This is a genomic window from Streptomyces sp. R302 (genome assembly GCF_012927245.1).
GTDB lineage: Bacteria > Actinomycetota > Actinomycetes > Streptomycetales > Streptomycetaceae > Streptomyces.
This window is the reverse complement of record NZ_JABBGE010000008.1, coordinates 56,007-79,442: the sequence shown is the minus strand read 5'-3', so window position 1 is coordinate 79,442 and position 23,436 is coordinate 56,007. Positions and strand designations below refer to the sequence as shown.

Below are 23,436 nucleotides of genomic sequence, written 5' to 3'. Positions count from 1 at the left end.
CCGGCTGGGAAGTTACGCGTCGGTAAAAACTGCTGTGTCGTCACCACCGGCCCGCACGAAGGCCGCTGCGTTCAGGCCGCCAGTGAGCCCGGCACGATCGCCCGGGGCCCGAACCTCGCCCGGGCCCGGTCCACCACCGCCTCGATCCGCCGGGCCTTCTCGTCCGCAGGGTCGAAGGTGAGCTGGTGCGCGGCCCGTTCGGCGGGCCCGAGCCCCTCGGCGCGCAGCGCGACACCCCGGACCCGGGCGCGCTGGAGGGCGAGGGAGTCGTGGAGCGCGTACCCGAGGGCGGTGAGCGCGGCGGTGTGGGCGGTCGGTTCGGGCAGGGTGCGGCTCCGGGTCGTGGTGCTGCGGTCGGCGTACCGCACGGTGAGCGTGAGGGAGCGGCAGACCTGGGCCCCGGCGCGCAGCCGGGCGCCGAGCTCCTCGGTGAGCGAGAGGAGTGCCCTGCGCTGTTCGGCGCGGTCGAGTTCGTCGTACGGGAAGGAGCGTTCGGCGGCCAGCGAGCGGGCGGCGGCGTTGGGGACGACGGGGGTGCGGTCGACGCCCCGGGCCCGCTCCCACAGCTCGCGCCCCGCCCTGGCGCCGACGAGCCGCTGGAGGACGGCGAGCGGGGCGTCGGCGACCCGGCCCGCGGAGTCGAGTCCGTAGCCGCAGAGGGTGCGGGCGGTGGCGCGGCCGACGCCGTCGAGGGCGGCGACGGGCCGGTCGCGCAGGAAGGCCGCCGGGTCGTCGACGGTCAGGGTGCGGCCGGGCCTGGCCTCCCGGGCGGCCATGCGGGCGAGCATCGGGTTGGGCCCGGCGCCGATGACGCAGTCGACGCCGTGGAGGGCGAGGGCCCGGACCCGGATCAGGGCGGCGAGTTCGGCGGGCTCGCGGTCGAAGTAGCGCAGCGCGCCGCGCACGTCGGCGAGCGCCTCGCGGGGCGGGGCCGCCTCCACGACGGGGGTGAACTCGCCGAGCAGGTCGACGAGTCGGGGCAGGAGCGACTCCGGCGCCGTCGGCCCGAACCGTACGCAGAGGATCATCCGGCGCTCCCGGGGCTGCTGTGCCAGAGCTTGCGCGCCGGGGTGGCGGCGCCCTCGCCGGCGGGCCTGAGGTCGGCCCAGGGGTTCATCTCGTAGCCGGTCTCCATGCGGATGCGGCGGCCGTCGTCGGTGCTCCTGCCGGGGGTGGCCGCCTCTTCCGCGAGCCGCTCCCCGACCGCGTCCAGGCCGCCGGCGGCCCGCAGTTCGGCCAGTTCGGCGAGGTTCCAGGCGGCGGCGCCGACGACGCTGACGCTGCGCGGGCCGCGCCGCTGCACCACGCCCCTGACCAGGAGCAGCCAGGAGTGGAAGACGGTGTGGGCGCAGCGCTCGTGGGCGTCGTCGAAGAAGGCGAGGTCGACGAGGCCGGTGCCGTCGTCGAGGGTGGTGAAGATGACGCGTTTCCCGGAGCGGATCGGCGGGGTCTGGGTGGCGGCCTTGGCGCCCGCGACGAGGACGGTCCTGCCGTGGGGGGTGGAGCGCAGGCGCTGGGCGGAGACGGCGCCGAGTTCGCGGAGGAAGGCGTGGTGGTCGCCCATGAGATGGCGGGAGGCGTCCATGCCGAGGATGCCGAGTTCGGCGCTGAGCCGCTCCGACTCGTCGAGGTCGGGCAGGCCGACGGGCGCGGTCTTCCGGCCCTGGGCGAGCGGGAGCTGTCCGCCGTAGGAGGCGGCGCCGCGCTGGACGCGGTGGAGTTCGGTGAGGTGCAGGAGGAGGTCGCGGCGGTTGGCGCCGAAGGCGTCGAGGGCGCCGACCTGGGCGAGGCGTTCGGCGACGGGCCTACCGGGGCGGGCCCGCTGCCAGAAGTCGAGCAGGGAGGCGTAGGGCTGCCCGGCCTCGATGCGGGCGGATTCGGCCGCGCTGATGCCGTGGACGTCGGTGAGGCCGAGCCGGAGCCCCCACACCGGAGGCTCCCCGGACCGTGAATCCCCGGACCGTGAATCCCCGGACATCGAATCAGACACCAGTTCGATACGGTGGGCGACCGCGGACCGGTTCACGTCCAGCGGCAGCACCGGCACCCCGCGCCGCCGGGCGTCGGCGAGCAGCAGCCGCTTGGGGTACATGCCGGGGTCGTGGGTGAGCAGCCCGGCGTAGAAGGCGGCCGGGTGGTGGGCCTTGAGCCAGGCCGACTGGTAGGTGGGCACGGCGAAGGCCACCGCGTGCGCCTTGCAGAAGCCGTACGAGCCGAAGGCCTCGACGATCTCCCAGGTGCGGGCGACGACCTCGTCCGCGTACCCCCGGCGCTTCGCCAGCTGGGCGAACCACGCCTTGATCCGGCCCTGCTCCTCGGGGTGCGAGAGCCCGCGCCGCACCTGGTCGGCCTCGGCCCGGTCGCAGCCGGTCATGATCCGGACGATCTCGATGATCTGCTCGTGGAAGACGACGACGCCATACGTCTCCTTCAGCGATTCCTCCAGGTCGGGGTGGGGGTAGCGGACGGGGGCGCGGCCGTGCCGGGCCTCGATGAAGGGGCGGACCATGTCGGCGGCGACCGGTCCGGGGCGGAAGAGCGAGATGTCCACGACGAGGTCGTGGAGGGTCTCGGGCTGGAGCCGGCCGACCAGGTCGCGCTGGCCCGGGGACTCGATCTGGAAGCAGCCGAGGGTCTCGGTGGAGCGGATCAGGGCGTACGTGTCGGGGTCGCCGGCCGGGATGGCGTCGATGTCCGGGCGGGTGCCGGTGGCGCGTCCGACCTCGGCGACGGCATGGGCCATCGCGGACTGCATCCGCACCCCGAGCACGTCGAGCTTGAGCAGCCCGAGGTCCTCCACGTCCTCCTTGTCGAACTGGGACATGGGGAAGCCCTCGCCGCTGGTGGGCACCACGGGTGTACGGGTGAGCAGCGAGGCGTCCGAGAGGAGGACCCCGCAGGGGTGCATGGCGATGCCGCGCGGGAGCGCGTCGAGGGCTTCGACCAGTTCCCAGAGGCGGCCGAACTTCTCGCGTTCGCCCGCGAGTTCGCGCAGTTCGGGGAGCTCGTCGAGGGCGGCGAGGGCGTCCCGGGCGCGGATGTGCGGGAAGGCCTTGGCGATCCGGTCGGTCTCGGCGGGGTCGAGGGAGAGGGCGGCGCCGACGTCCCGGACGGCGTGGCGGACCCGGTAGGTCTCGGGCATGGAGACGGTGGCGACCCGTTCGGCGCCGAAGCGGTCGATGATCGCCCGGTAGACCTCCAGGCGGCGGGCGGACTCGACGTCGATGTCGATGTCGGGCAGGGCGGTGCGGCGCTTGGAGAGGAAGCGCTCCATGAGCAGGCCGTGCTCGACGGGGTCGGCGTGGGCGATGCCGAGGAGGTGGTTGACGAGGGAGCCGGCTCCGGAGCCGCGGGCGGCCACCCGGATGCCCATGCCCTTCACGTCGTCGACGACCTGGGCGACCGTCAGGAAGTAGCTGGCGAAGCCGTGGTGGGCGATGATGTCGAGCTCGCGGTGCATCCGGTCCCAGTAGGCGGCCCGTTTCCCGTACCCCTTGAGGAGCATGCCGGCGGCGGCCCGGGAGGCGAGGACGCGCTGGGCGGTGCGGTGCGCGGCGCCGACCAGGTGCGGCTCGGGGAAGTGGGCGGAGCCCATGCCGAGGTCGTCCTCGGGGTCGACCAGGCACGCGGCGGCGGTCTCCGCGGTCCGGTCGAGCAGCCGGTGGGCGGCGTCGGGGCGGAAGCCGGCGGCCTGGGCGATCCGGTCGGCGGCGGCCGCCATCGCGGCGGTGTCCTTGAGCCAGGCCTCGCCGCTGTCGAGGCCCCTGCGGGGGTCGACGGGGACGAGGCGGCGGGCGGCGTCGAGGACGTCGGCGACCGGGCCCTGGCCGGGGTCGGCGTAGCGGACGGCGTTGGTGAGGACGGGCGTGACGCCCTGTTCGGCGGCGAAGCCGAGGGTACGGGCGGCGAGCCGCAGCGAGCCGGGGCCGGCGCCGGGGCGGTGGTGGTCGACGGCGGCGAGGCGGAGCGCGTCGCCGTACCGCTCGCGCCAGGGGGCGAGCAGCCGGGCGGCCCGGTCGGGGCGGCCCGCGGCGAGGGCGCGGCCGACGTCGGAGTCGGGGCCGAGCAGCACGAAGAGGTCCTCGCCGGGGCCGGCGGAGGCGGGCAGGACGGGCCGGCCGTCCCGGGCGCGGGCGTGGGCGGCGGTGACGAGGGCGCAGAGGGAGGCCCAGCCGGTCCGGGAGCGGGCGAGGAAGACGGCCCGGGGCGCGGACTCGTCGACGAAGGCGCCGCCGCGCACGGGCGCCCGGCGGGCGGAGGTCGCCCCGCCACCCGAGCCGCCCGGTCGCCCCGGCCCTCCCGGACGACCCGACCCGCTTGGACGACCCGACCCGCCCGGACCGTCGAGACCGCCCGAGCCGCCCCGCCACCCGGAACCGGCCGAACCGCCGGAACCACCCGGCCCCCCGAAGCCCTCGGCCACACCCGATCCCCCAGGCCCGGCGGCCCCCCGGGGGCCGCCGGAACCACCGGGGCCGCCGAAGCCGCCCGATCCGTCCTGCCCGCCCCGCGCGCCTACCGTGCCCAGCGTGCCCACCGCGCCCAACGGCTCATGCGCGAGGTCGACGCCGAAGAGGGGGCGGATGCCCGCCTTCTCGCAGGCCTTGGCGAAGCGGATCGCGCCGCCGAGGCCGTCGCGGTCGGTGAGGGCCAGGGCGTCCAGGCCCCGCTCGGCGGCGCGGGCGACGAGGGTGCCGGGGTGGGAGGCGCCGTACCGGAGGGAGTATCCCGAGGCGGTGTGCAGATGGGTGAAGCCCGTCATGGCGCACCTCCCGCGTTTCCTGCTCCGGCGGCGCTCCCGCACCGATATTCGTACAGATGTTCCCACCCCCGCACATCACCCTAACTCATTTCGAACGTGCGTACGATATTCGGCGCGCGGCCGGCCCCGTCAGCCGTTCGGCCCTCTCCCACCTGCGAAAACGCCCCCTCGGCCGCAGCCTGGGGGGCATGAGTCTCGTCGACGAACTGAAAAGCGCCGTCACCCCCCGAGCCGCCCTGCTCGTCGTCGGGGTCTTCGCCCTCCAGCTCCTCTTCATCACCTCGTACGTCGGGGCGCTGCACAACCCGAAGCCGACCGACGTGCCCTTCGGCGTGGTCGCGCCCCCGCAGGTGTCCGCCACCCTCGTCGGCGAGCTGGAGAAGCTGCCCGGCGACCCGCTCGACCCGCGGACGGTCGCCGACGCCGACGAGGCCCGGGACAAGATCATGAACCGGGAGATCGACGGCGCCCTGATCGTGAACCCGGCGAGCCGCACCGACACCCTGCTCGTCGCCTCCGGCGGCGGCACCGTGCTCTCCTCCGCCCTGGAGAAGATCTTCACGCAGGTGGAGGCGGCCCAGCGGCGGGAGGTGCGGACGGTCGACGTGGCCCCCGCCTCGCCGCAGGACTTCGACGGGCTCTCCGCCTTCTACCTGGTGGTCGGCTGGTGCGTCGGCGGCTACATCTGCGCCGCGATCCTCGCCATCAGCGCCGGCTCCCGGCCGGCCAACCGCGAGCGGGCGATCATCCGGCTCGGCGTCCTCGCGCTCTACTCGGTCCTCGGCGGCCTCGGCGGCGCGGTCATCGTCGGCCCGATCCTGGACGCCCTGCCCGGCTCCGTCGCCGCCCTGTGGGGGCTCGGCACCCTGGTCGTCTTCGCGGTCGGCGCGGCCACCCTCGCCCTCCAGTCGGTCTTCGGGATCGTCGGCATCGGCCTGGCGATCCTCCTCGTGGTCGTCCTGGGCAATCCGAGCGCGGGCGGCGCCTTCCCCGCGCCGATGCTGCCGCCGTTCTGGAAGGCGATCGGCCCGGCCCTGCCGCCGGGCGCCGGCACCTGGGCGGCGCGCTCGATCGCGTACTTCAAGGGCAACGACATGACCGCCTCGATGCTGGTGCTCTCCGCCTGGGCGGTGGTCGGCACCGCCGTCACGCTGGTGCTGTCCTCCCTGAAGCGGAAGCCGGAGGGCGAGCCGATCGCCACCGAGCTGGACGGGACGAAGCCCTGACCCGGAGACGTGCGGATGCCCCCGCCGCGGCGGGGGCATCCGCACGTCTCCGGACGGACTACTCGCCGTGGTACGCCCGGACCATCAGCTCCTTCATCTCGTCGATCATCGGCATCCGCGGGTTGGCCGGGGCGCACTGGTCGGCGTAGGCGTTCATCGCCTGCTGCGGCAGGGCCGCCATGAAGGCCGCCTCGTCGACGCCCTCGGCCCGGAAGCCCGCCGGGATGCCGCACCGCTCGCGCAGCTCCTCGACGGCCCGGGCGTAGGACTCCACGCCCTCCTCGGGGGTCGCGGCCGGCAGGCCCAGCATGCGGGCGATCTCCTGGTAGCGCTCGGGTGCCCGGTAGACCTCGGCCTTGGGCCACGGCACGGCCTTGTGGGTGACGGTGCCGTTGTGCCGGATGACGTGCGGCAGGAGCAGCGCGTTGGCGCGGCCGTGGGCGACGTGGAAGGTGTGGCCGAGGGTGTGGGCCATGGCGTGGACGAGGCCGAGGAAGGCGTTGGCGAAGGCCATGCCGGCGATGGTGGAGGCGTTGTGCATCCTCTCGCGGGCCTCGGGCGCCTGCGCGCCCTCCTTCACGCAGGTCTCCAGGTTCTCGAAGATCAGCCGAATGGCCTGGAGGCACTGGCCGTCGGTGAAGTCGTTGGCGTAGGCCGAGACGTACGCCTCGGTGGCGTGGGTCAGGGCGTCGAAGCCGGAGTCGGCGGTGACGGTCGGCGGGAGGTGCAGCGGGAGGACCGGGTCGACGATGGCGACGTCCGGGGTGAGGGCGTAGTCGGCGAGCGGGTACTTCTGCGCGGCCTCGGGGTCGGAGATGACGGCGAAGGGGGTGACCTCGCTGCCGGTGCCGGAGGTGGTCGGGATGGCGACCAGCTTCGCCTTCTCGCCCGGCTTCGGGAAGGTGTAGGCGCGCTTGCGGATGTCGAAGAACTTCTCCTTGGCGTCCGCGAACTCGACCTCGGGCCGCTCGTACATCAGCCACATGATCTTCGCCGCGTCCATCGGGGAGCCGCCGCCGAGGGCGACGACGGTGTCCGGGCGGAAGTCCCGCATGGCGGCGGCGCCGGCCCGGACGGTGGCGAGCTCGGGATTGGGCTCGACGTCGTCGATGACCTGGATCGCGACGGGGTCGGCGCGCCCGTCGAGGATGTCGGTGACCTTGGCGACGAAGCCGATCTCGCCCATGGTCCGGTCGGTGACGATCGTGACCCGGTGCACGTCCTCCATCTCGCCGAGGTACCGGATGGCGTTCCGCTCGAAGTAGATCTTCGGCGGGATCTTGTACCACTGCATGTTGGTGTTGCGCCGGCCGATCCGCTTGACGTTGACCAGGTTCACGGCGGTGACGTTGTCCGAGACGGAGTTGTGCCCGTAGGAGCCGCAGCCGAGGGTGAGGGAGGGGAGGAAGGCGTTGTAGACGTCGCCGATGCCGCCGAAGGTGGAGGGGGCGTTGACGATGACGCGGATCGCCTTGACCCGCCGGCCGAACTCCTCGGCGAGCGCCTCGTCCTCGGTGTGGACGGCGGCGCTGTGCCCGAGGCCGTGGAACTCGACCATGGCGGCGGCCAGTTCGAGGCCCTGCTCGGTGGAGCCTGCCTTGAGGGCGGCGAGGACCGGGGAGAGCTTCTCGCGGGTGAGGGGTTCGTTCTCCCCGACCTCGGCGCACTCGGCGAGCAGGATCGAGGTGCCCTCGGGGACCTCGAAGCCGGCCTGTCCGGCGATCCACTCCGCGGACTTGCCGACGGCGTCCGCGTTGAGCCTGGCCCCGCCGCAGTCGCCGCTGCGGGCGGTGGCGCCGAAGAGGTACTCCTCCAGCTTGGCCTTCTCGGCGGCGGTGACGACGTGGGCGCCGAGCCGCTCGAACTCGGCGATGCCCGCCTCGTACACCTCGGCGTCGAGGACGACGGCCTGCTCGGAGGCGCAGATCATGCCGTTGTCGAAGGTCTTGGAGAGGACGATGTCGTGGACCGCCCGCGCCAGCCTGGCGTCCTTGGCGACGTACGCGGGGACGTTTCCGGCGCCGACGCCGAGGGCGGGCTTGCCGCACGAGTAGGCGGCCTTCACCATCGCGTTGCCGCCGGTGGCGAGGATGGTGGAGACGCCGTCGTGGCGCATGAGGAGGCCGGTGGCCTCCATGGAGGGCTCCTCGATCCACTGGACGCAGTCGGCGGGGGCTCCGGCGGCGACGGCGGCGTCGCGGACGGTCCGGGCGGCCTCGGCGGAGCACTTCTGCGCGGAGGGGTGGAAGGCGAAGACGATCGGGTTGCGGGTCTTGAGCGCGATCAGCGCCTTGAAGACGGTGGTCGAGGTGGGGTTGGTGACCGGGGTCATCGCGCAGACGACGCCGACGGGTTCGGCGATCTCGGTGATGCCGTTCAGCTCGTCACGGCGGATCACTCCGGCGGTTTTCAGGCCGGCCATCGAGTGCGTGACGTGCTCGCAGGCGAAGAGGTTCTTGACGGCCTTGTCCTCGAAGAGGCCGCGGCCGGTCTCCTCGACGGCGAGGCGGGCCAGCTCGCCGTGGGCGGCGAGGGCGGCGAGCGACGCCTTCTTGACGATGTGGTCCACCTGCTCCTGGTCGAGGGCCTCGAACTCCGCGAGCGCCCCGAGCGCCCGGCCGACCAGTCCTTCCACCATCTCCTCGGCCTCCATGACGGGCCTCCTTCACCGGTCCCTTGTTTCTTCGTCTCCTCCATTCGACACCTGTCGACCTGCGAAAAGGGGCGCGGAAAGACCTTCGGCAGGGGGCCGGAAGTCCTTTTGCGAACGCATTCACAAGACCGGGGAAGGGGGTGCCCCCGGCCGCCGGAACCTCGGCGCGGCCGGGGGCACCGCTCCACTCAGTAGAGGCTGACCTTGTACTTGGCCAGGGCCTCCGACACCGGCTGGTAGAAGGTGGTGCCGCCGACCGAGCAGTTGCCGCTGCCGCCGGAGGTGAGGCCGAGCGCCTTGGTCCCGTCGTACAGCGCGCCGCCCGAGTCGCCGGGCTCGGCGCAGACGTTCGTCTGGATCATGCCGCGCACGGTGCCGCCGCCGGAGTAGTGCACGGTGGCGTTGAGACCGGTCACCGTGCCGCTGCGGGTGCCGGTGGTGGATCCGGACCGCTTGACGGACTCGCCGACGTAGGCGTCGGCCGCGGTGAAGCCGCCCGTGTGCGCGAGCGAGGTGTTGTCGTAGCGGACCAGGGCGTAGTCGTTGCCCGGGAAGCTGGAGCCGACGGTGGCGCCGATCAGCGTGGACTGGGCGGAGTTGGCGTACCAGGTGTTCACCACGTCGCCGCAGTGGCCCGCGGTGAGGAAGTAGTACGTGGAGCCGCTGCGCACGTTGAAGCCGAGCGAACAGCGGTATCCGTTGCCGTAGATGGCGTCGCCTGCGCCGAGGAGGGGCTTGAAGACGCCGGGGGCGCGCTGGACGCGCAGGGCTCCGGAGTCGGCACCGGCCGCCGAGCGGACCTTCGCGAGCTCCGCCTCGGAGACGGTCGAGTCGGCGGTGACGACGACCCGGCCGGCGGCCTTGTCCACGTACCAGGCGATGCCGCCGACCCCGGCGGCGTCGACCGCCGACCCGGCGCGGGCCAACTGGGCGGCGGAGGCCGGGCCGGGGGCGGGTGCGGCCTGGGCCCCGGGCAGCCCGAGGGCGGTGACGGCCGCGAGTCCGGCGGCGACGGCGAGCAGACGGGTGCGCTTGATCCTCACTGTGCTCCTCACATCCTTCTGGGAAAAGCGGAGGGGGGCCTGGGGGGTGAGAGGCCCGTGAGGCGACATCAGGTGACGTGTTCCTGACATCCACCGCCAGTGATGGTGCCGTCTCCTGGGGTGACGCACAAGACCGCCGCACGCGCGGGTGCCCCGCCGCACCGGTGGGGGGCAACCTTCATCTGGATCCTGGATCACGGATCCTGGATCACGGACATTGGATCCAGGACATTGGATCCAGGATTCAAGACTCGGGATCCAGGATCCTGGATCCCCGCCCGTCAGCCCGTCAGCACCCGCCGCTCCCCCGCCTCCACCGCCACGTCGAGGGTGTTCCCCGGCGGCGGGAAGGGGCAGATGAAGTGGTCCACGAAGGCGCACGGCGGCAGCAGCGCGCGGTTGAGGTCCACCGTCACCGCGCCGTCCTCGTCCGGCGCCGCCGGTCGCAGGAAGCGGAAACGGAAGGTGGACCGCCCGCTGGTGGCGTCCGCGAAGACCGCCCAGAGCGAGCCGTCCTCCTCCACCGCCGCCTGGAGCGCGTGCACCCGCCCGTCGAGCTCGAAGACGACCTCGCCGGAGAGCCCGAGCCCGCGCTCCCTGCCGTCCGCGTTCTCCACCCGGACGCTGCGCTCCTCCTCGTACGGCCGGTAGACCCCCGGCACCACCCAGCGCGGGTCGTACGGCGTGGCCTCGATGCCCCGGAAGGCCCGGCGAGCCGCCGAGCCGGGATCGAAGTCCCGTACCGCCCACAGGCCTTCGCGGCGCATCACCATGATCCGGCGGCCGGCCGACTCGACCCGGGACTCGTGGACCGGCGCGTGGTCGGCGGTGAGTCGGACGGTGCCGGCGAAGGGCTCGCCGTCGACGGTGAGCCCGTCCCCGGCGTCCGCCGTCAGGACGACCTCGTCGCCGTCCTCCCGCCACTCCCCCGGCAGGTCCGGCAGCCGGCCGTCGGGGAAGTCCGCGAGCCAGTGGGTGCCGGTGAGGGAGAGCGGCCCGTACGAGGAGGCCACCGCCGCCTCGCGCCGCTCGTGCCAGTCCCGCCACTCCCCCGCCGCGTCGGTGGTCTCGGTGCTGCTCGTGGTGTCGCTCATGGTGTTCCACCCTTCCACACCGGCGCCGGATGCCCGGGGTGCGACCCCCGCAGCAGGGCGAGGGCAGCCAGGGCGGCGGCGTCGTTCTGCGCGAAGGCGGGCCCGCCGGACCGGGGCCGGGCGAAGCCGCCGCCCACCCCGGCCGTGGTGTACGGGCCGAGGGCGATCCGGCGCGGGTGCGGGCGGCCGTCCCGCTGGACGATCCGCCCGTCGGCGGGGTCCACGGCGAGCAGCCCGCCGGGGGTGGCCAGGGCGCCGTCCTCGTACAGGCCGCGCAGCAGCGGGCCGGCGGTGCCGGTGACGGTGGCGGCGTGCAGCCGGGCCTCGACGAGGGCGCGGGCCTCGGTGACCGTCCCGGGCACGGCCGGCGAGGAGGCCCGGAAGACGCCGCGCCGGCCGTCGGCCGCGACGGTGAGGCGGGGGCCGAGGAAGCGGACGACGCCGGCCTCGGAGAGGGCGAGCAGCCGGCGCAGCCGGGACGCGGGCGGGCCGGAGCCGAGGTGGCTGTAGAAGCCGTGCCACCAGGCGCCGGTGTCGGTCCGGTGGGCGAGCCGGGCGAGCTGCCGGTAGACGGAGTCGAGGGCGGCGACGAGGGCCGCGTCGGCGCTGTGGGCGGGGTCGTGGCGGCGCGTCAGACCGGCGGTGACGTGGTGGCGCAGCTCCTCCTGGAGCGCCTCGGCGCTCGGGGCGCGCAGCCCGGCGAGGGGGTAGTCGAGGGCCTCGGGGTCGAAGCGGTCGGCGGGGTCGGGGACGGCGGCGGCGACGAAGGCGGCGAGGCCGGGATCGTCCGGCGCGGCGGCGGCCCAGCGGGCGTCGAACGCGGCCCAGGGGGCGGCGGTGCGCTCCGGGTGGGCGGCGAAGAGGCGGTGGTAGTGGGCCCAGCCGAGCTCCCGGGCGATGTGCGGCCAGACCTCGCGCCGGAAGTCGAGCGGCCGGTCCGCGGCGAGCAGGGCGTCGACCCGGTCGGGACCGAAGTGGCGGGGCAGCGGGGGCCGTTCGCCGTCGAGGACGTAGCCGAGCTTGGCGTGGTACGGGACGCCCCGGCGGGAGCCCGCGTACAGCACCGGCTCCCGCCCCGAGGGCACGTACACGAGCGCGTCCCCGGCCTCCTCGTACCGGCCGCCGCGTCCCTCGGTGAGCAGCACCATCAGGTCGACGAAGGCGAGGCCGAGGCCCCGGACGAGGACGGGTTCGCCGGCCGGGAGGACGGAGAGGTCGAGGTCGGCGGTGTGTCCCGGCGGCAGGTGGAGGAGGCCGTGGCGGGCGGCGAAGGCGGCCAGTTCCCTTTGTTCCGCGTCGGGTTCGGCGTCGAGGTGGCCGAGGGCGAGGACGACGACGTCGGCGCGGAGGGGCTCGGCGCGCCCGGCGAGCCGGACGCGCTGGGGGCCTTCGCGCGGTCCTTCGACCCGCAGGGCGGTGGTGCGGTGCTCGTGGAGGGTGACCGTGGCGGGCAGCGCCTCCTTGGCCCGCGCGTACGCCCAGCCCAGATAGGCGCCGAGTTCGGTGCGGGCGGCGAAGCGGCGGCCGTCGGTCCCGGCCCAGTCGGCGAGCGTGGGCCCGGGGCGTACCGGCCCTTGGAGGCGGACGGTGTCGTCGGTGAAGACGGTGACGTCTCCGGCCCGGGAGTTCATCAGGAGCAGCGGGGACTGCGCGGTGCGCCAGATCCGGCCGGGCCCCGGCGGGTGCGGGTCGACGAGGTGCACGTCGAGCGGCCGCCCGCCGTACCACCCGGGCACGGCGGCGGCGAGCCGCTCCAGGAAGCCGGTGCCGCGCGGCCCGGCACCGACGATCACCAGGGAGGAGGTCATACGGGCTCCATGACGGCCGGGGACGAGGGCTGCCGGGGCGGGGCCGGGGACGTACGGTCCTGGAGCGTACGCGTCCCTTCCCCCGGTGGCCCCGGTTCAGCAGCCGCAGTCGCAGTTGCAGTCGCAGCCGTCGCAGCAGCCACCGCCGTCCTCGCCGCCGCAGGAGCAGCAGTTGGAGCAGCAGTCACAGCCGTCGCAGCAGTTGCCGCAGTCGCACTGCTGGCAGAGGCCGTCCTTGCGCTCCCGGCTCCACGGGTCCTCGTAGCTGCCGCAGCACATCTGGCAGGTGCAGGCGAGGCCGGCCCAGACCGCGCAACCGGCGATCAGGCCGCGCCGGTTGCGGCGCGGCGGGCCGGGCGGGAGGGGGCCGAAGCCGCCTCCGCCGCCGCCCGGGCCGGGGTTCCAGGGGCCGCCCGGGCCGGCGGGCCCGCCGGGGCCGGGCGCGTAAGGGTTGCCGGGGACCGGCCCGTTGGGGGCGTACGGGTTGCCGGGGACCTGGCCGTGGGCGTGCGCGGGGGCGCCGCCGGCGGCGTGGGAGCAGGTGGTGGTGCCGAAGGCGCGGTCGACCGAGACGCGCAGTTCGTGCGCGAGGAGCCGGTGGACGAGCTTGCCGTCGGCGAACTCGGCGTCCTCGAGGGCCAGCCGGATGCCGTGCAGGGCGTCGTCGGCGAGCCGGCGGGCCTCCTCGCGGGAGGTGCCGGTGGCGGTGAGCGGGTTCCAGGCGCCCGCCTCGGCGTCGGCGGCCTGGTCCTCGACGGCGTCGAGAAGGTGGGCGAGGCGGCCGAAGAGGCGGCCGGCCTCGGCGAGCGGTTCGGCGTTCGCGGGCCGGCCGGCGAGGAGCGCGGTGTGCGCGAAGGCGGCGGCGGTGGCGGTCTCGGTGGGTTCGGTGACGACGAGGAGCGGGGTGCCGGGCCCGGCGAGGGCCTCGATCCCGGTCTGGCGGTCCACGGCGTCGACGAGGACGGCGGTGTCGAAGCCGACAGCGGTGCCCGCGCGGGCGCCGGCCCTGTCCCAGGAGCGGGCGACCCGGCGGGCCGCGGCGGCGACCGGGCGGCGGGCGAGGAGGCCGTCCCGGTCGGCGACGTGGTCGCGGACCTTGGCCGAGGCGAGGACGAGCGAGACGGCGGCGGCGAGCCTGGCGCCCTCGCCGCGCGCGACCGGCGCGGTGCGCATGGCGCGCAGCGGGCAGGGTCCCGCGGTGCGGCGGCCGGAGTCGGTGACGCCGGTCTGAGCCTCCGTCAGAACCGAGACGATGAGCCCGTCGTAGTTGGTGACGACCCGGGCGAACTGGCCGTGGTCGGCGCGCAGGGCCAGGCACAGGCCGCAGAGGTGGGCCATCCACTGGGTCTTCAGATGATCGGTGAGCCGGTGCGTGCAGGGTCGGACTATGCCGAACAATTCCATCCCCCGTGGTGCGGTGCGAGAGCGTGTCGCGGCATCGTAGCGAGGGGTGCGTTCACCCGTACGCGCCCGACGTCACCCTTCCGGACCGACTTTCATATTTTCAGCAGCATGGCCCTCCGTCAGGCCCCGCATACCCCAAGTTTCCTGACGAATCGCCAGATTTCGGGCCTCACATTCTGCACCAGTACCGTCACGAATCCCCTGCGCGGCGCCTATCCACTTGGCGCGCGATCCGCATCATGGACGACGATAGGGATTGCGGAACCACAAGTGACCGCAGTGACCGCGTGAAAGGAGGCGTCCATGGGATCGGTGCGCAAGGCGAGTGCCTGGCTGGGACTCGTCGAGGACAACGACGAGCGTTACTACGACGACGAGTACGCCGACGGTGCCGAGAGCGGCGACGCCTGGGTGACGGACCCCCGGGTCCGGGTCGCCTCGGACACCGCCGAGGACCGGGGCCGCCGGATCGCCACCGTCTCGCCCGACAGCTTCCGGGACGCCCGGGCCATCGGCGAGCTCTTCCGGGACGGCGTGCCGGTGATCGTGAACCTGACCGCCATGGAGCCGAACGACGCCAAGCGGGTCGTCGACTTCACCGCCGGCCTCGCCTTCGGGCTGCGCGGCTCGATCGAGCGCGTCGCGACCCGGGTCTTCCTGCTGACCCCCGCCGACACCGAGATCGTCAGCGAGTCCGGCCGCCGTCAGCAGGACGGTTTCTTCAACCAGAGCTGACCCGCGGCCGGAGCTGACCCGCCCGCAGCTCCCCGCCCTGCCCCGCCCCGACCGACGCCCTCCGGCCCGGACCCGCTCAGCGGACCGGGCCGGCCACATGTCCGGGACCGGCGCCCTCAGTGCCCGCTCGTGGACGCGCCGGACGCCGGGTGCGGGACGGGACAGGGCGCCGCGGCCGGGCGCTGGTCGGCCGGGGAGCCGACCGCCTGGCCGGGGACCAACGCCGGGCCCGCGGGCCCGGACTCCGCCAGGGGCGCGCACCGGGCCGCCGCCTTCGCCGCGGCCTCCGCCTCCGCTTCCGCCGCGGCCTCCTCGACCGCCGCCTCGACGTCCACCGGGCACTCCATCACCCGGGGCAGCCGCAGGGCCATCGCGGCCCCGGCGAGGAGCAGGCCCGCGCTGACGAAGAGCGTGAGGTGCAGGCCGTCGACGAAGGCGTGGCGCGCGGCCGTGTGCAGGGCCTCGCCGGCCGAGCCGCCGAGCCGCGCGGCCACCTGGTAGGCCTCGCCGAGCGAGTTCGCCGCCGCGCCGCTCGCCTCCGCCGGCACCCCGGGGACGTCCGCGAGGCCGGGGGCGTACGCCGCGTTCATGACGCTGCCGAGCAGGGCGATGCCCATGCCCGCGCCGAGCTGGTACGACGTCTCGCCGATCGCCGCGGCCCCGCCCGCGCTGCGCGCCGGGGCCTCGCTGAGCATCGACTCGTACGCCGAGAAGAGGGTCGTCTGGAGGCCGAAGCCGAGCAGGACGAAGCCGGCGGTGAGCAGCAGCGGCCGGTCGTGCTGGCCCATCAGCGTGAGCATCAGCACCGCCCCCGCGGTGAGCAGGAAGCCCCAGCCGACCATCCGCCGGGGTCCGATCCGGCGCAGGGTGTACGAGCCGGTGGCGCCGGCCGCCATGGCGGCGAAGGTGAGCGGGAGGAGCCGCAGCCCGGTCTCCAGCGGCGTGAGTCCGAGGACCAGCTGGAGGTACTGGACGGCGATGAGCTCCAGGCCGACGAGGGCCAGCATGGCGAGGACGATGCAGCCGACGGAGGTGGTGAAGGCGGCCCGGGAGAAGAGCCGCATGTCGATCAGCGGGTGCGGCCTGCGCCGCTGGCGCCGGACGAAGAGGACGAGCAGCAGCGCCCCGGCGAGCAGCGGTCCCGCGGTGAGCGCGGAGAGCGCCGGCTCGCCCGCGCCGAGCCGCTTCACGCCGAGGACGCAGCCGAGCACGCCCGCCGCGGCCATCAGCGCGCCGAGGACGTCCCAGGGCCCTTCCGCGCTCCCCCGGGACTCGGGCAGGAGCCGGCGGGCGAGCGGCAGGATCAGCGCCATCAGCGGGATGTTGATGAGGAAGACGGAGCCCCACCAGTAGTGCTCGACGAGGAAGCCGCCGAGGACGGGGCCGGTGGCCGCGCCGATCGCGGCGACCGCCGTCCAGATGCCGATGGCGGTGGCGCGCTCGCGCCGGTCGGGGAAGACCGTCCGGATGAGGGAGAGCGTCGCCGGCATGATCATGGCGCCGCCGACGCCGAGGAGGGCGCGGGCCGCGATGAGCACCCAGGGCTCGGTGGCGAGGGCGGCGACGGCCGAGGCGAGGCCGAAGAGCCCGTACCCGAGGAGCAGCACCCGGCGCCGGCCGATCCGGTCACCGAGGGTGCCGAAGAGGATCAGCAGCGAGGCGCAGACCAGGGGGTAGGCGTCGACGATCCAGAGCAGCTCGGTGGAGCCGGGGCGCAGGTTCTCGGTGAGCGAGGGGACGGCGACGTGGAGGATGGTCGCGTCCAGGGCCACCAGGAGGAGGCTGACGCAGAGGACGACGAGGACGGCCCAGCGGTTGGCGCCGCCGCCGGCGGCGGCCCGCCGTCCTGCTCGGGCCGTGATCGTCCGCGACATGTGCGTACCTCCAAGTGACGCTCTCGCGCTCGGCAGACGCCGCCGACCTGGGCTGATGTGCGTGGGGCGGCGCGGCGACGAGGGGCGAGTGAGCCGTCAGCGTACGCGAGGACGGGCCCCTGGAGGGTGGCGCACCTCTCACCTCGGCGACGCTCCCGGTGTGGCGTACGCCACTCGGCCCGGCCCGCGCGTCGCACGGAATTCCGCACGGACGGGCGTTTGAAGTAATTCCGTGCCACACAAACAGGCTTCCGGAATCACCCCCGGCGGCAATAGGGCTGAAGGTCATCGGATTTTCCGACGGGAGTCCGGAAAAGGCGGGCGGCTGAGACCTACTCCACATCACATCGTCATCACGAAGGGAGCGGATCGCCCGGCTCGTCTCCTCACCCCCTGTAACGTCGATTGGGTGCGTACCGACATCTTTGCCCGGCTGGACCGGGAGCCGGTCCCGCCGAAGATAGAGGTCCCGCGGATGACCCGGACGCGTCTCGCCCTCTTCGGCGGGACGTCGGCGTTCTATCTGATCGTCGTGGTGGCGGTGCTGCTGTCCACCTGGCTGGTGACCCTCGACTGGAAGATCATGCTCTTCCGTCCCTACCAGCAGTGGCCGGAACTGCACGCCTTCCTGGACTACTACGTCGTCCTCGGCCAGCGCGGCCCGACCGCGGTGATGGTGGCGGCCTGGCTGGGCTGGCGCTCCTGGCGCCAGCACACCCTCCGGCCGCTCCTCTCCCTCGGCGCGGCGCTGCTGCTCCTCAACGTCACCGTCGGCGCGGTGAAGCTCGGACTCGGCCGGCTCGGCCCCCACTACGCGACACAGGTCGGCTCGGCCGAGCTGTTCGCGGGCGGCGACATATTCCCCTCGGGTCACACCGCGAACGCGGTGGTGACCTGGGGCATCCTGGCCTACCTCGCCACCACCCCGCGGGCCCGCCGCTACCTGTCGGCGCTCTCCGCCGTGGTCGCCCTCGGCGTCGGCCTCACGACGGTCTACCTCGGCACCCACTGGCTCAGCGACGTGCTGCTCGGCTGGGCCGCCGGCCTGCTGATCCTGCTCGCGCTGCCCTGGTGCGAGCCGGTCATCGCCGTGGTGGAGGCCTGGATCCTGGACCGGCGCGACCGGATCGGGGAGCGGCTGCGGGCCCGGCGCCGGCTTGTGCCCTCGCTGCCGGTGGCCTCCGGCGGGCCGCGGCTCTTCCCGGCCCCGGCGGCCGCGGAGGAGCCGGCCAGGGAGACCGTGGGGGCGGCCGCGAGCCGCGCCAGGGCGGCCCGCCCGTCCTCGGACCGCCTCACCGCCTGACCCGCCCCCGTCCGCACCCGAGCGCGTACGTACGCGAAGGGCCCCGACCGCACAGCGCGCGGCCGGGGCCCTTCCCGTATCCGGGATCCGGGATCCGGGATCCGGGATCCGGGATCCGGGATCCAATGTCCAATGTCCGGTGGCCGAAATCAGCCGATCCAGCAGCGGGTGACGGTGTCGTCCTCGACCTCGAAGTTGAGCCGCCCGGTGACGTACTCCATGGTGACGATCGCACCGGGCGGAAGGGTCCGGACGACGCGCCAGCCGCGCGTCCGGGCGAGCCGGCCGGCGCCGTCGGCGTCGAGGCCCACATAGGACTCGGGCGCGTCTCGGGGTGGTTCGGGGCTGCGCGACATGGGTGCCATGGGGTTCACGTTAGTCCCCCGGCGGTCACGCTTGCGTCACAACTTCTCGACAACCGGCGCGAGGGAGACGGTCGCGGCGGAACGTCTGTTTCCGGCCGTTTCTCCGGTAATTCGAAAAGGCGCCCGGAGGTTCACACGAACCGTTCGGACGAAATTCGTCGGCGAAATGTCGGCGGAGTCCGCGCGCCGCTCCCTCACCCTTCCCTCACACAATGCCTACGCTGACCGGACGCCGGAGAACGGAACACGGGGCGGAGGCACCGATGAGGACCGAGGCTGCGGCCACCACGGCGGAATCGGGCGGGCGGGAGCGGCTCGGCCGGATCCTGATCGACTGGCTCACCACCACCGACCACAAGAAGATCGGTCACCTCTATCTGGTGACCTCCTTCGGTTTCTTCCTGCTCGCCGGGGTCCTCGCGATGGCGATGCGGGCGGAGCTGGCCAGACCGGGGATCGACTTCCTCTCCAACGAGCAGTTCAACCAGGCCTTCACCCAGCACGGCACGATCATGCTGCTGCTCTTCGCGACCCCGACCTTCGCGGGCTTCGCCAACGAGCTGGTGCCGCTCCAGATCGGCGCGCCCGACGTGGCCTTCCCGCGCCTGAACATGTTCTCGTACTGGCTGTTCCTGCTCGGCGGGCTGATGGTCGCCGGGGCCTTCCTCACCCCGAGCGGACCGCCCGACTTCGGCTGGACCGCCTACGCCCCGCTGAACAGCGCGGTCCGCTCCCCGGGGATCGGCGCCGACCTGTGGATCATGGGGCTCGCGCTCTCCGGCTTCGGCACGATCCTCACCTCGGTGAACTTCCTCGCCACGATCATCGGCATGCGGGCCCCCGGCATGACGATGTTCCGGATGCCGATCTTCACCTGGAACGTGCTCTTCACCGCCGTCCTGGTGCTGATCGCCTTCCCCGTCCTCGCGGCGGCGCTGCTCGCCCTGGAGGCGGACCGGCGGTTCGGGGCCCTGGTCTTCGCCCCCGGCAACGGCGGGGCGCTGCTCTGGCAGCACCTCTTCTGGTTCTTCGGCCACCCCGAGGTCTACATCATCGCGCTGCCGTTCTTCGGCATCATCAGCGAGATCCTCCCGGTCTTCGCCCGCAAGCCGATCTTCGGCTACCTCAGCCTGATCGCCGCCACCATGGCGATCACGGGTCTGTCGGTGGTGGTCTGGGCGCACCACATGTTCGCGACAGGGGCGGTGCTGCTGCCGTTCTTCTCCTTCCTGTCCTTCCTGATCGCGGTGCCGACCGGGGTGAAGTTCTTCAACTGGACGGGGACCATGCTGCGGGGCTCGCTCTCCTTCGAGACCCCGATGCTGTGGGCGACCGGCTTCCTGGTGTCCTTCCTCTTCGGCGGCCTGACCGGGGTGATCCTGGCCTCGCCTCCGATGGACTTCCACGTCACCGACTCGTACTTCGTCGTCGCCCACTTCCACTACACGGTCTTCGGCACGGTCGTCTTCGCGACCTTCGCCGGCTTCCACTTCTGGTGGCCGAAGTTCACCGGCCGCATGCTCGACGAGCGACTCGGGAAGATCCACTTCTGGACCCTCTTCACCGGCTTCCACCTCACCTTCCTCGTCCAGCACTGGCTGGGCGCGGAGGGCATGCCCCGCCGCTACGCCGACTACCTGGCGGCCGACGGCTTCACCACCCTGAACACCCTGTCGACCGTCGGCGCCTTCCTCCTGGGCACCTCCACCCTGCCGTTCCTCTACAACGTCTGGCACACCTGGCGGTACGCCCCGAAGGTCGAGGTCGACGACCCCTGGGGCTTCGGCCGCTCCCTGGAGTGGGCCACCTCCTGCCCGCCCCCGCGCCACAACTTCACCGCCGTCCCCCGCATCCGCTCGGAATCCCCCGCCTTCGACCTCCACCACCCGGAGTTCGCGAGCTACGAGCGGATGCGGACCACGAGCCCGCCGCCGGGCCGCTAGGGTCCCGGCGGCGGGCGGCGGGCGGCGTCAGCGCAGGCCGACGCGGCGCAGGGCGCGGCCCGCGCCCGCCTTCGCCGTGTAGGCGGCGTCGTAGGCCCGGCCGGTCCAGGCGTGCCGGGCGGCGGCCGCCGGGGAGTGGGCGCGGCGGGGTGCGGCGCGCTCCACGAGGTCGGTCCAGAGCTGCTCGTGGCGGGCGGCGATGCGGGCCGGGTCGAAGCGTTCCGCCGCCGCGAGGGCGGCCCGGCCCGCCTTGGCCCGCCGCTCCTCGTCGGCCATCAGTTCGCCCAGGGCGCGGGCCACCGCGCGGTGGTCCCCGACGGGGACGAGCCTGCCGTCGACGCCGTCCTCGACGATCTCGCGCGGCCCGTGCGGGCAGTCCGCGGCGACCACCGGGAGGCCGCACCGCATCGCCTCCACGATCGTCATGCCGAAGGCCTCCCGCTCGGAGGTGACGGCCGCGATCGAGCCCTTCGCCCACTCCGGCTCCATGGGGTGGACCTGGCCCATGAGCCGGACCCTCCCGCCGAGCCCGAGGGCCTCGATCTGCCGGGTCAGCGGCGCCCGCAGGTCCTGCGCGGCGTCCCCGCTGCCGTAGATCCGCAGGTTCCAGTCGGGGTGGTCGCCGGCCAGTTCGGCGAAGGCGTCGACGAGGACGTCGAAACGTTTGACCCGGGTGAGCCGGCCGGCCGCGACGACCACCCGGGACGAGGGGTCGGCGGGCGGCACCGCGGGCGCGGGCACCCCGTTGGGCACCGACTCGACCCGGACGGAGCCGGGCAGCCCGAGCCGCCGGTAGGACCGGGCGTCGGCCTCGGTGACGGTGGTGACGAGGTCGAGGAGCGCGTACTCGTGGGCGATGTCATGGCGCAGCCGGCGGCTGTGCCCGTCGAGGACGAGGTGTTCCTGGGCGACGAGGACGGGCCCGGGGCCCGCCTGCCGGACCAGCTGGACGTTGAGCCCCGGCCGGGTGCCGACGAGCACGTCCGCCGCCACCCCGCGCAGCAGGTCCCCGATCCGCGCGTCGGTCAGCGCGCTGTACTGCTTCCACCGACCGTCGCCGCGCGGGAAGACCCGGGCGGGGCGGTGGGCGTCGGGGTGGTCGCCGTCGTAGTCCGGCGAGTCCTCGCGCAGGTCCACGAGATGACGGAGGGTCACCCCCGAAGGGAGCCCGAGGCGGGGCCGGTCACGGTGGCGGAAGACCGAGACGATCTCCACCTCGTGCCGTTCCGCGAGTTGTTCGGCGAGCGTGAACGTGGTCCGGATCGTGCCGCCGTAGTGATAGCCGTTGTGGAGCAGGAAGGAAATACGCATCTGCCGGTTCCCCCCGGTCAGTTGGTAGGTCGGGGCGACTGTACTGCTCCGGCGGCGGCGATCCTCACGGCCGGTAACCGAGCTGGGGGACGACCGCGCAGTTCCGCGTCATCTCGCCCTGGCTCACCCAGCCGCGCCCGTCGCGCCAACGGGCCACGGAGAGGCAGGTCTCGCGGGTCGCGGGCGGCTTCGCCAGGTGCTCGAAGCGGACGGGGAGCAGCAACCCCCGGGCGGTGTACGGCTCCTGGCGGTTCAGGTACTCCTCGACGCACGTCCGGGTGAGTCCGCCCCGGTCGGGGCGGTCGAGGCAGGAGCGGGCCGCGTCGGTGAACCACATGGCGGCCGCCCAGCCCTCCAGCTGCCACTGGGAGATCTCCCGCTCCCCCATCGCGGCCCGGAAGGCGCGGACCGCGGGGTGCCCGGTCTCGTCGGCGTTGCGACTCGACCCGGTCACCCAGAGGGAGTCACGGCAGCCGGGCGCGCGGGCGTAGTCGCGGGCCACGGAGGAGGACCAGTTCTGCACGTTCGTCACCTTGGCGTCGACGCGGACGCCGAGCGCCTCCATCGCCTCGCAGAGCCGGACGTTGCCGTGCCCGTCCAGGGCGTCGAACACGAGGTCGACGCGGCGCTCGCGCAGATCGGCGGCGACGGCCCGGAAGTCCGGCAGGACGAAGTCGACCCGCTCGTTGACGACCCGGTATCCCTCCGCGCGCAGCCCCTGGACGACGAGCCGGGCGTAGGCGGCGGAGGCGGGCTGGTCGTACGCGACGACGGCGGCGGTCCGCGCCCCGCGCTCGCGCGCGAACCACCGGTACACCTCGGTCCCGCCGTACAGGGTGCCGTCCCAGCCGGGCGAGGCGCCGGTGCGCGGGGCGGAGCTGCCGTAGAGGGAGTAGAGGTGCGGGTAGGTCTCGTAGGCGGGGGTGAGGGGCTGGCCGCCGACGTCGGGCACGCCGGCCCGGGAGACGAGCGGGGCGCCCGCGTAGTCGAGGGCGGTGGTGGCGACGAGGGCGAAGACCTTCTTCTCGTCGAGGAGTTCGCGGACGCAGGCGGTGTTGCCGACGCCGCTGCCGCCGTCGTCGCAGGTCTCGACCTCGACCCGGCGCCCGTCGAGCCCGCCGGCGGCGTTCAGGGCGTCGAACCAGGCGCGGGCGCCGTCGCGCGGGCCGGTGAGGGCGGCGCCGCCGACCGGGCTGGTGGCGCTGGTGATGATGCCGACGCGGAGCGGCTCACCGCCGGAGGGGTGGGCGGTGGGCCGCGTCCCGAAGGCGCGCTCCGGAAGCCGGCTGCCGCATCCCGCGAGGAGGAGCAGGAGGAGGACGAGCAGCAGGGCCGGGAGCCGCGCCGCGGCCGCCTCAGCAGCCTTCGACGGCGACACCGCTGAGCTTCACCAGGCCGCACAGGGTCTTCACGGAGACCTTCCAGGTGTCGTCCTGGAGCACCGCGGTGCCCCGGGAGTCGGGCAGCGCCGGGTTGCCGCCGACGAGCAGGTCGTAGGTGACGTCGGCGCCGGAGGCGGAGGTGAACGCCACGTCGGTGACCTCGGCGCCGGTCGCCGCGGCCTGCGGGTTGCCGGCGAAGGCGGCCAGGACGGCCTCCATCTCCTCGCCGTTCTCCAGGAGCTTCACCCGCTCGGCGGCCGGGGTGTCCGCGTCGAAGAAGGCCACCCAGTTCCGGGTGATCTCCGCCTCGGCGGCGGCCGGGTCGTCGGGCTCCTCCGCGCCGGGCGGCTGGGCCGTCATGCCGGGCGGATAGGTGGAGGTGACCTGGTTGTTGGTCGCCGGCTCGTCGTCGGAACAGGCCGTGACGGCCGGGGTGAGGAGCAGCACCGCGGCGGCCGCGAGGGCGGCCGCTCGTCGCCTGAGAACCATCGGGCTCACCACCGTTCGGCGTGGTGCTTCCAGGGTCGGACGAT

Annotated in this window: 16 protein-coding genes; 4 read left to right on the top strand and 12 right to left on the bottom strand. The window is 73.9% G+C overall.

Annotated elements, in window-relative coordinates; translation table 11 throughout:
• Nucleotides 1-71 precede the first annotated feature (71 nt).
• Nucleotides 72-1,028: a hypothetical protein gene (locus HHL19_RS24490; protein WP_169092503.1), complete on the bottom strand. Its 957-nt coding sequence runs from the start codon at nt 1,026-1,028 to the stop codon at nt 72-74.
• Nucleotides 1,025-4,762 (bottom strand): DNA polymerase III subunit alpha, encoded by a 3,738-nt coding sequence (dnaE, locus tag HHL19_RS24485; protein ID WP_169092502.1) that lies wholly within the window; start codon nt 4,760-4,762, stop codon nt 1,025-1,027. Before dnaE ends, HHL19_RS24490 begins: the two co-directional genes overlap by 4 nt.
• A gap of 188 nt (nt 4,763-4,950) precedes the next feature.
• Between dnaE and HHL19_RS24480 the strand changes: the two genes are divergently transcribed.
• Nucleotides 4,951-5,988 (top strand): DUF3533 domain-containing protein, encoded by a 1,038-nt coding sequence (locus HHL19_RS24480; protein WP_169092501.1) that lies wholly within the window; start codon nt 4,951-4,953, stop codon nt 5,986-5,988.
• Between the two features lie 58 nt (nt 5,989-6,046).
• Here the strand turns inward: HHL19_RS24480 and adhE are convergent, their stop codons facing one another.
• The 5 genes from adhE to HHL19_RS24455 all read right to left on the bottom strand — a co-directional run bounded on the left by adhE (nt 6,047) and on the right by HHL19_RS24455 (nt 13,984).
• Nucleotides 6,047-8,641 carry a bifunctional acetaldehyde-CoA/alcohol dehydrogenase gene (adhE, locus tag HHL19_RS24475; protein ID WP_169092500.1) on the bottom strand — a complete coding sequence of 865 codons (2,595 nt, stop codon included), beginning with the start codon at nt 8,639-8,641 and terminating at the stop codon, nt 6,047-6,049.
• A gap of 188 nt (nt 8,642-8,829) precedes the next feature.
• A complete protein-coding gene (locus HHL19_RS24470) occupies nt 8,830-9,684 on the bottom strand; it encodes a trypsin-like serine protease (protein ID WP_169092499.1) in 855 nt (284 codons plus the stop codon).
• A 281-nt stretch (nt 9,685-9,965) separates the two neighbouring features.
• Nucleotides 9,966-10,778, bottom strand: coding sequence for a DUF1684 domain-containing protein (locus tag HHL19_RS24465; protein ID WP_169092498.1), 813 nt, complete (start codon nt 10,776-10,778; stop codon nt 9,966-9,968).
• Nucleotides 10,775-12,586, bottom strand: coding sequence for an FAD/NAD(P)-binding protein (locus HHL19_RS24460; protein WP_169092497.1), 1,812 nt, complete (start codon nt 12,584-12,586; stop codon nt 10,775-10,777). The genes HHL19_RS24465 and HHL19_RS24460 overlap by 4 nt, the downstream gene beginning before the upstream one ends.
• 96 nt (nt 12,587-12,682) lie before the next feature.
• Nucleotides 12,683-13,984 (bottom strand): DUF5685 family protein, encoded by a 1,302-nt coding sequence (locus HHL19_RS24455; RefSeq protein WP_206325735.1) that lies wholly within the window; start codon nt 13,982-13,984, stop codon nt 12,683-12,685.
• 309 nt (nt 13,985-14,293) lie between these two features.
• Between HHL19_RS24455 and sepF the strand changes: the two genes are divergently transcribed.
• The gene (gene sepF / locus HHL19_RS24450) at nt 14,294-14,725 is read left to right on the top strand and encodes a cell division protein SepF (protein ID WP_169092496.1); all 432 of its coding nucleotides are present in this window, start codon (nt 14,294-14,296) and stop codon (nt 14,723-14,725) included.
• A 116-nt stretch (nt 14,726-14,841) separates the two neighbouring features.
• Here the strand turns inward: sepF and HHL19_RS24445 are convergent, their stop codons facing one another.
• Complete coding sequence (locus HHL19_RS24445) at nt 14,842-16,599, bottom strand: MFS transporter (protein WP_169092495.1); 1,758 nt, start codon at nt 16,597-16,599, stop codon at nt 14,842-14,844.
• Between the two features lie 409 nt (nt 16,600-17,008).
• On the opposite strand from HHL19_RS24445, the gene HHL19_RS24440 reads away from it, so the two are divergent.
• Complete coding sequence (locus tag HHL19_RS24440; protein ID WP_169092494.1) at nt 17,009-17,902, top strand: phosphatase PAP2 family protein; 894 nt, start codon at nt 17,009-17,011, stop codon at nt 17,900-17,902.
• Between the two features lie 149 nt (nt 17,903-18,051).
• Here the strand turns inward: HHL19_RS24440 and HHL19_RS24435 are convergent, their stop codons facing one another.
• Nucleotides 18,052-18,267: an I78 family peptidase inhibitor gene (locus HHL19_RS24435; RefSeq protein WP_169092493.1), complete on the bottom strand. Its 216-nt coding sequence runs from the start codon at nt 18,265-18,267 to the stop codon at nt 18,052-18,054.
• 263 nt (nt 18,268-18,530) lie between these two features.
• Between HHL19_RS24435 and ctaD the strand changes: the two genes are divergently transcribed.
• Nucleotides 18,531-20,210: a cytochrome c oxidase subunit I gene (ctaD, locus tag HHL19_RS24430; RefSeq protein ID WP_169092492.1), complete on the top strand. Its 1,680-nt coding sequence runs from the start codon at nt 18,531-18,533 to the stop codon at nt 20,208-20,210.
• Between the two features lie 27 nt (nt 20,211-20,237).
• On the opposite strand, the gene HHL19_RS24425 is transcribed toward ctaD, so the two are convergent.
• From HHL19_RS24425 to HHL19_RS24415, 3 genes are all read right to left on the bottom strand, one after another.
• A complete protein-coding gene (locus tag HHL19_RS24425) occupies nt 20,238-21,521 on the bottom strand; it encodes a glycosyltransferase (protein WP_169092491.1) in 1,284 nt (427 codons plus the stop codon).
• 64 nt (nt 21,522-21,585) lie between these two features.
• Complete coding sequence (locus HHL19_RS24420) at nt 21,586-22,899, bottom strand: ABC transporter substrate-binding protein (RefSeq protein WP_169092490.1); 1,314 nt, start codon at nt 22,897-22,899, stop codon at nt 21,586-21,588.
• A complete protein-coding gene (locus tag HHL19_RS24415) occupies nt 22,877-23,392 on the bottom strand; it encodes a hypothetical protein (RefSeq protein WP_169092489.1) in 516 nt (171 codons plus the stop codon). The genes HHL19_RS24420 and HHL19_RS24415 overlap by 23 nt, the downstream gene beginning before the upstream one ends.
• Nucleotides 23,393-23,436: the final 44 nt, after the last annotated feature.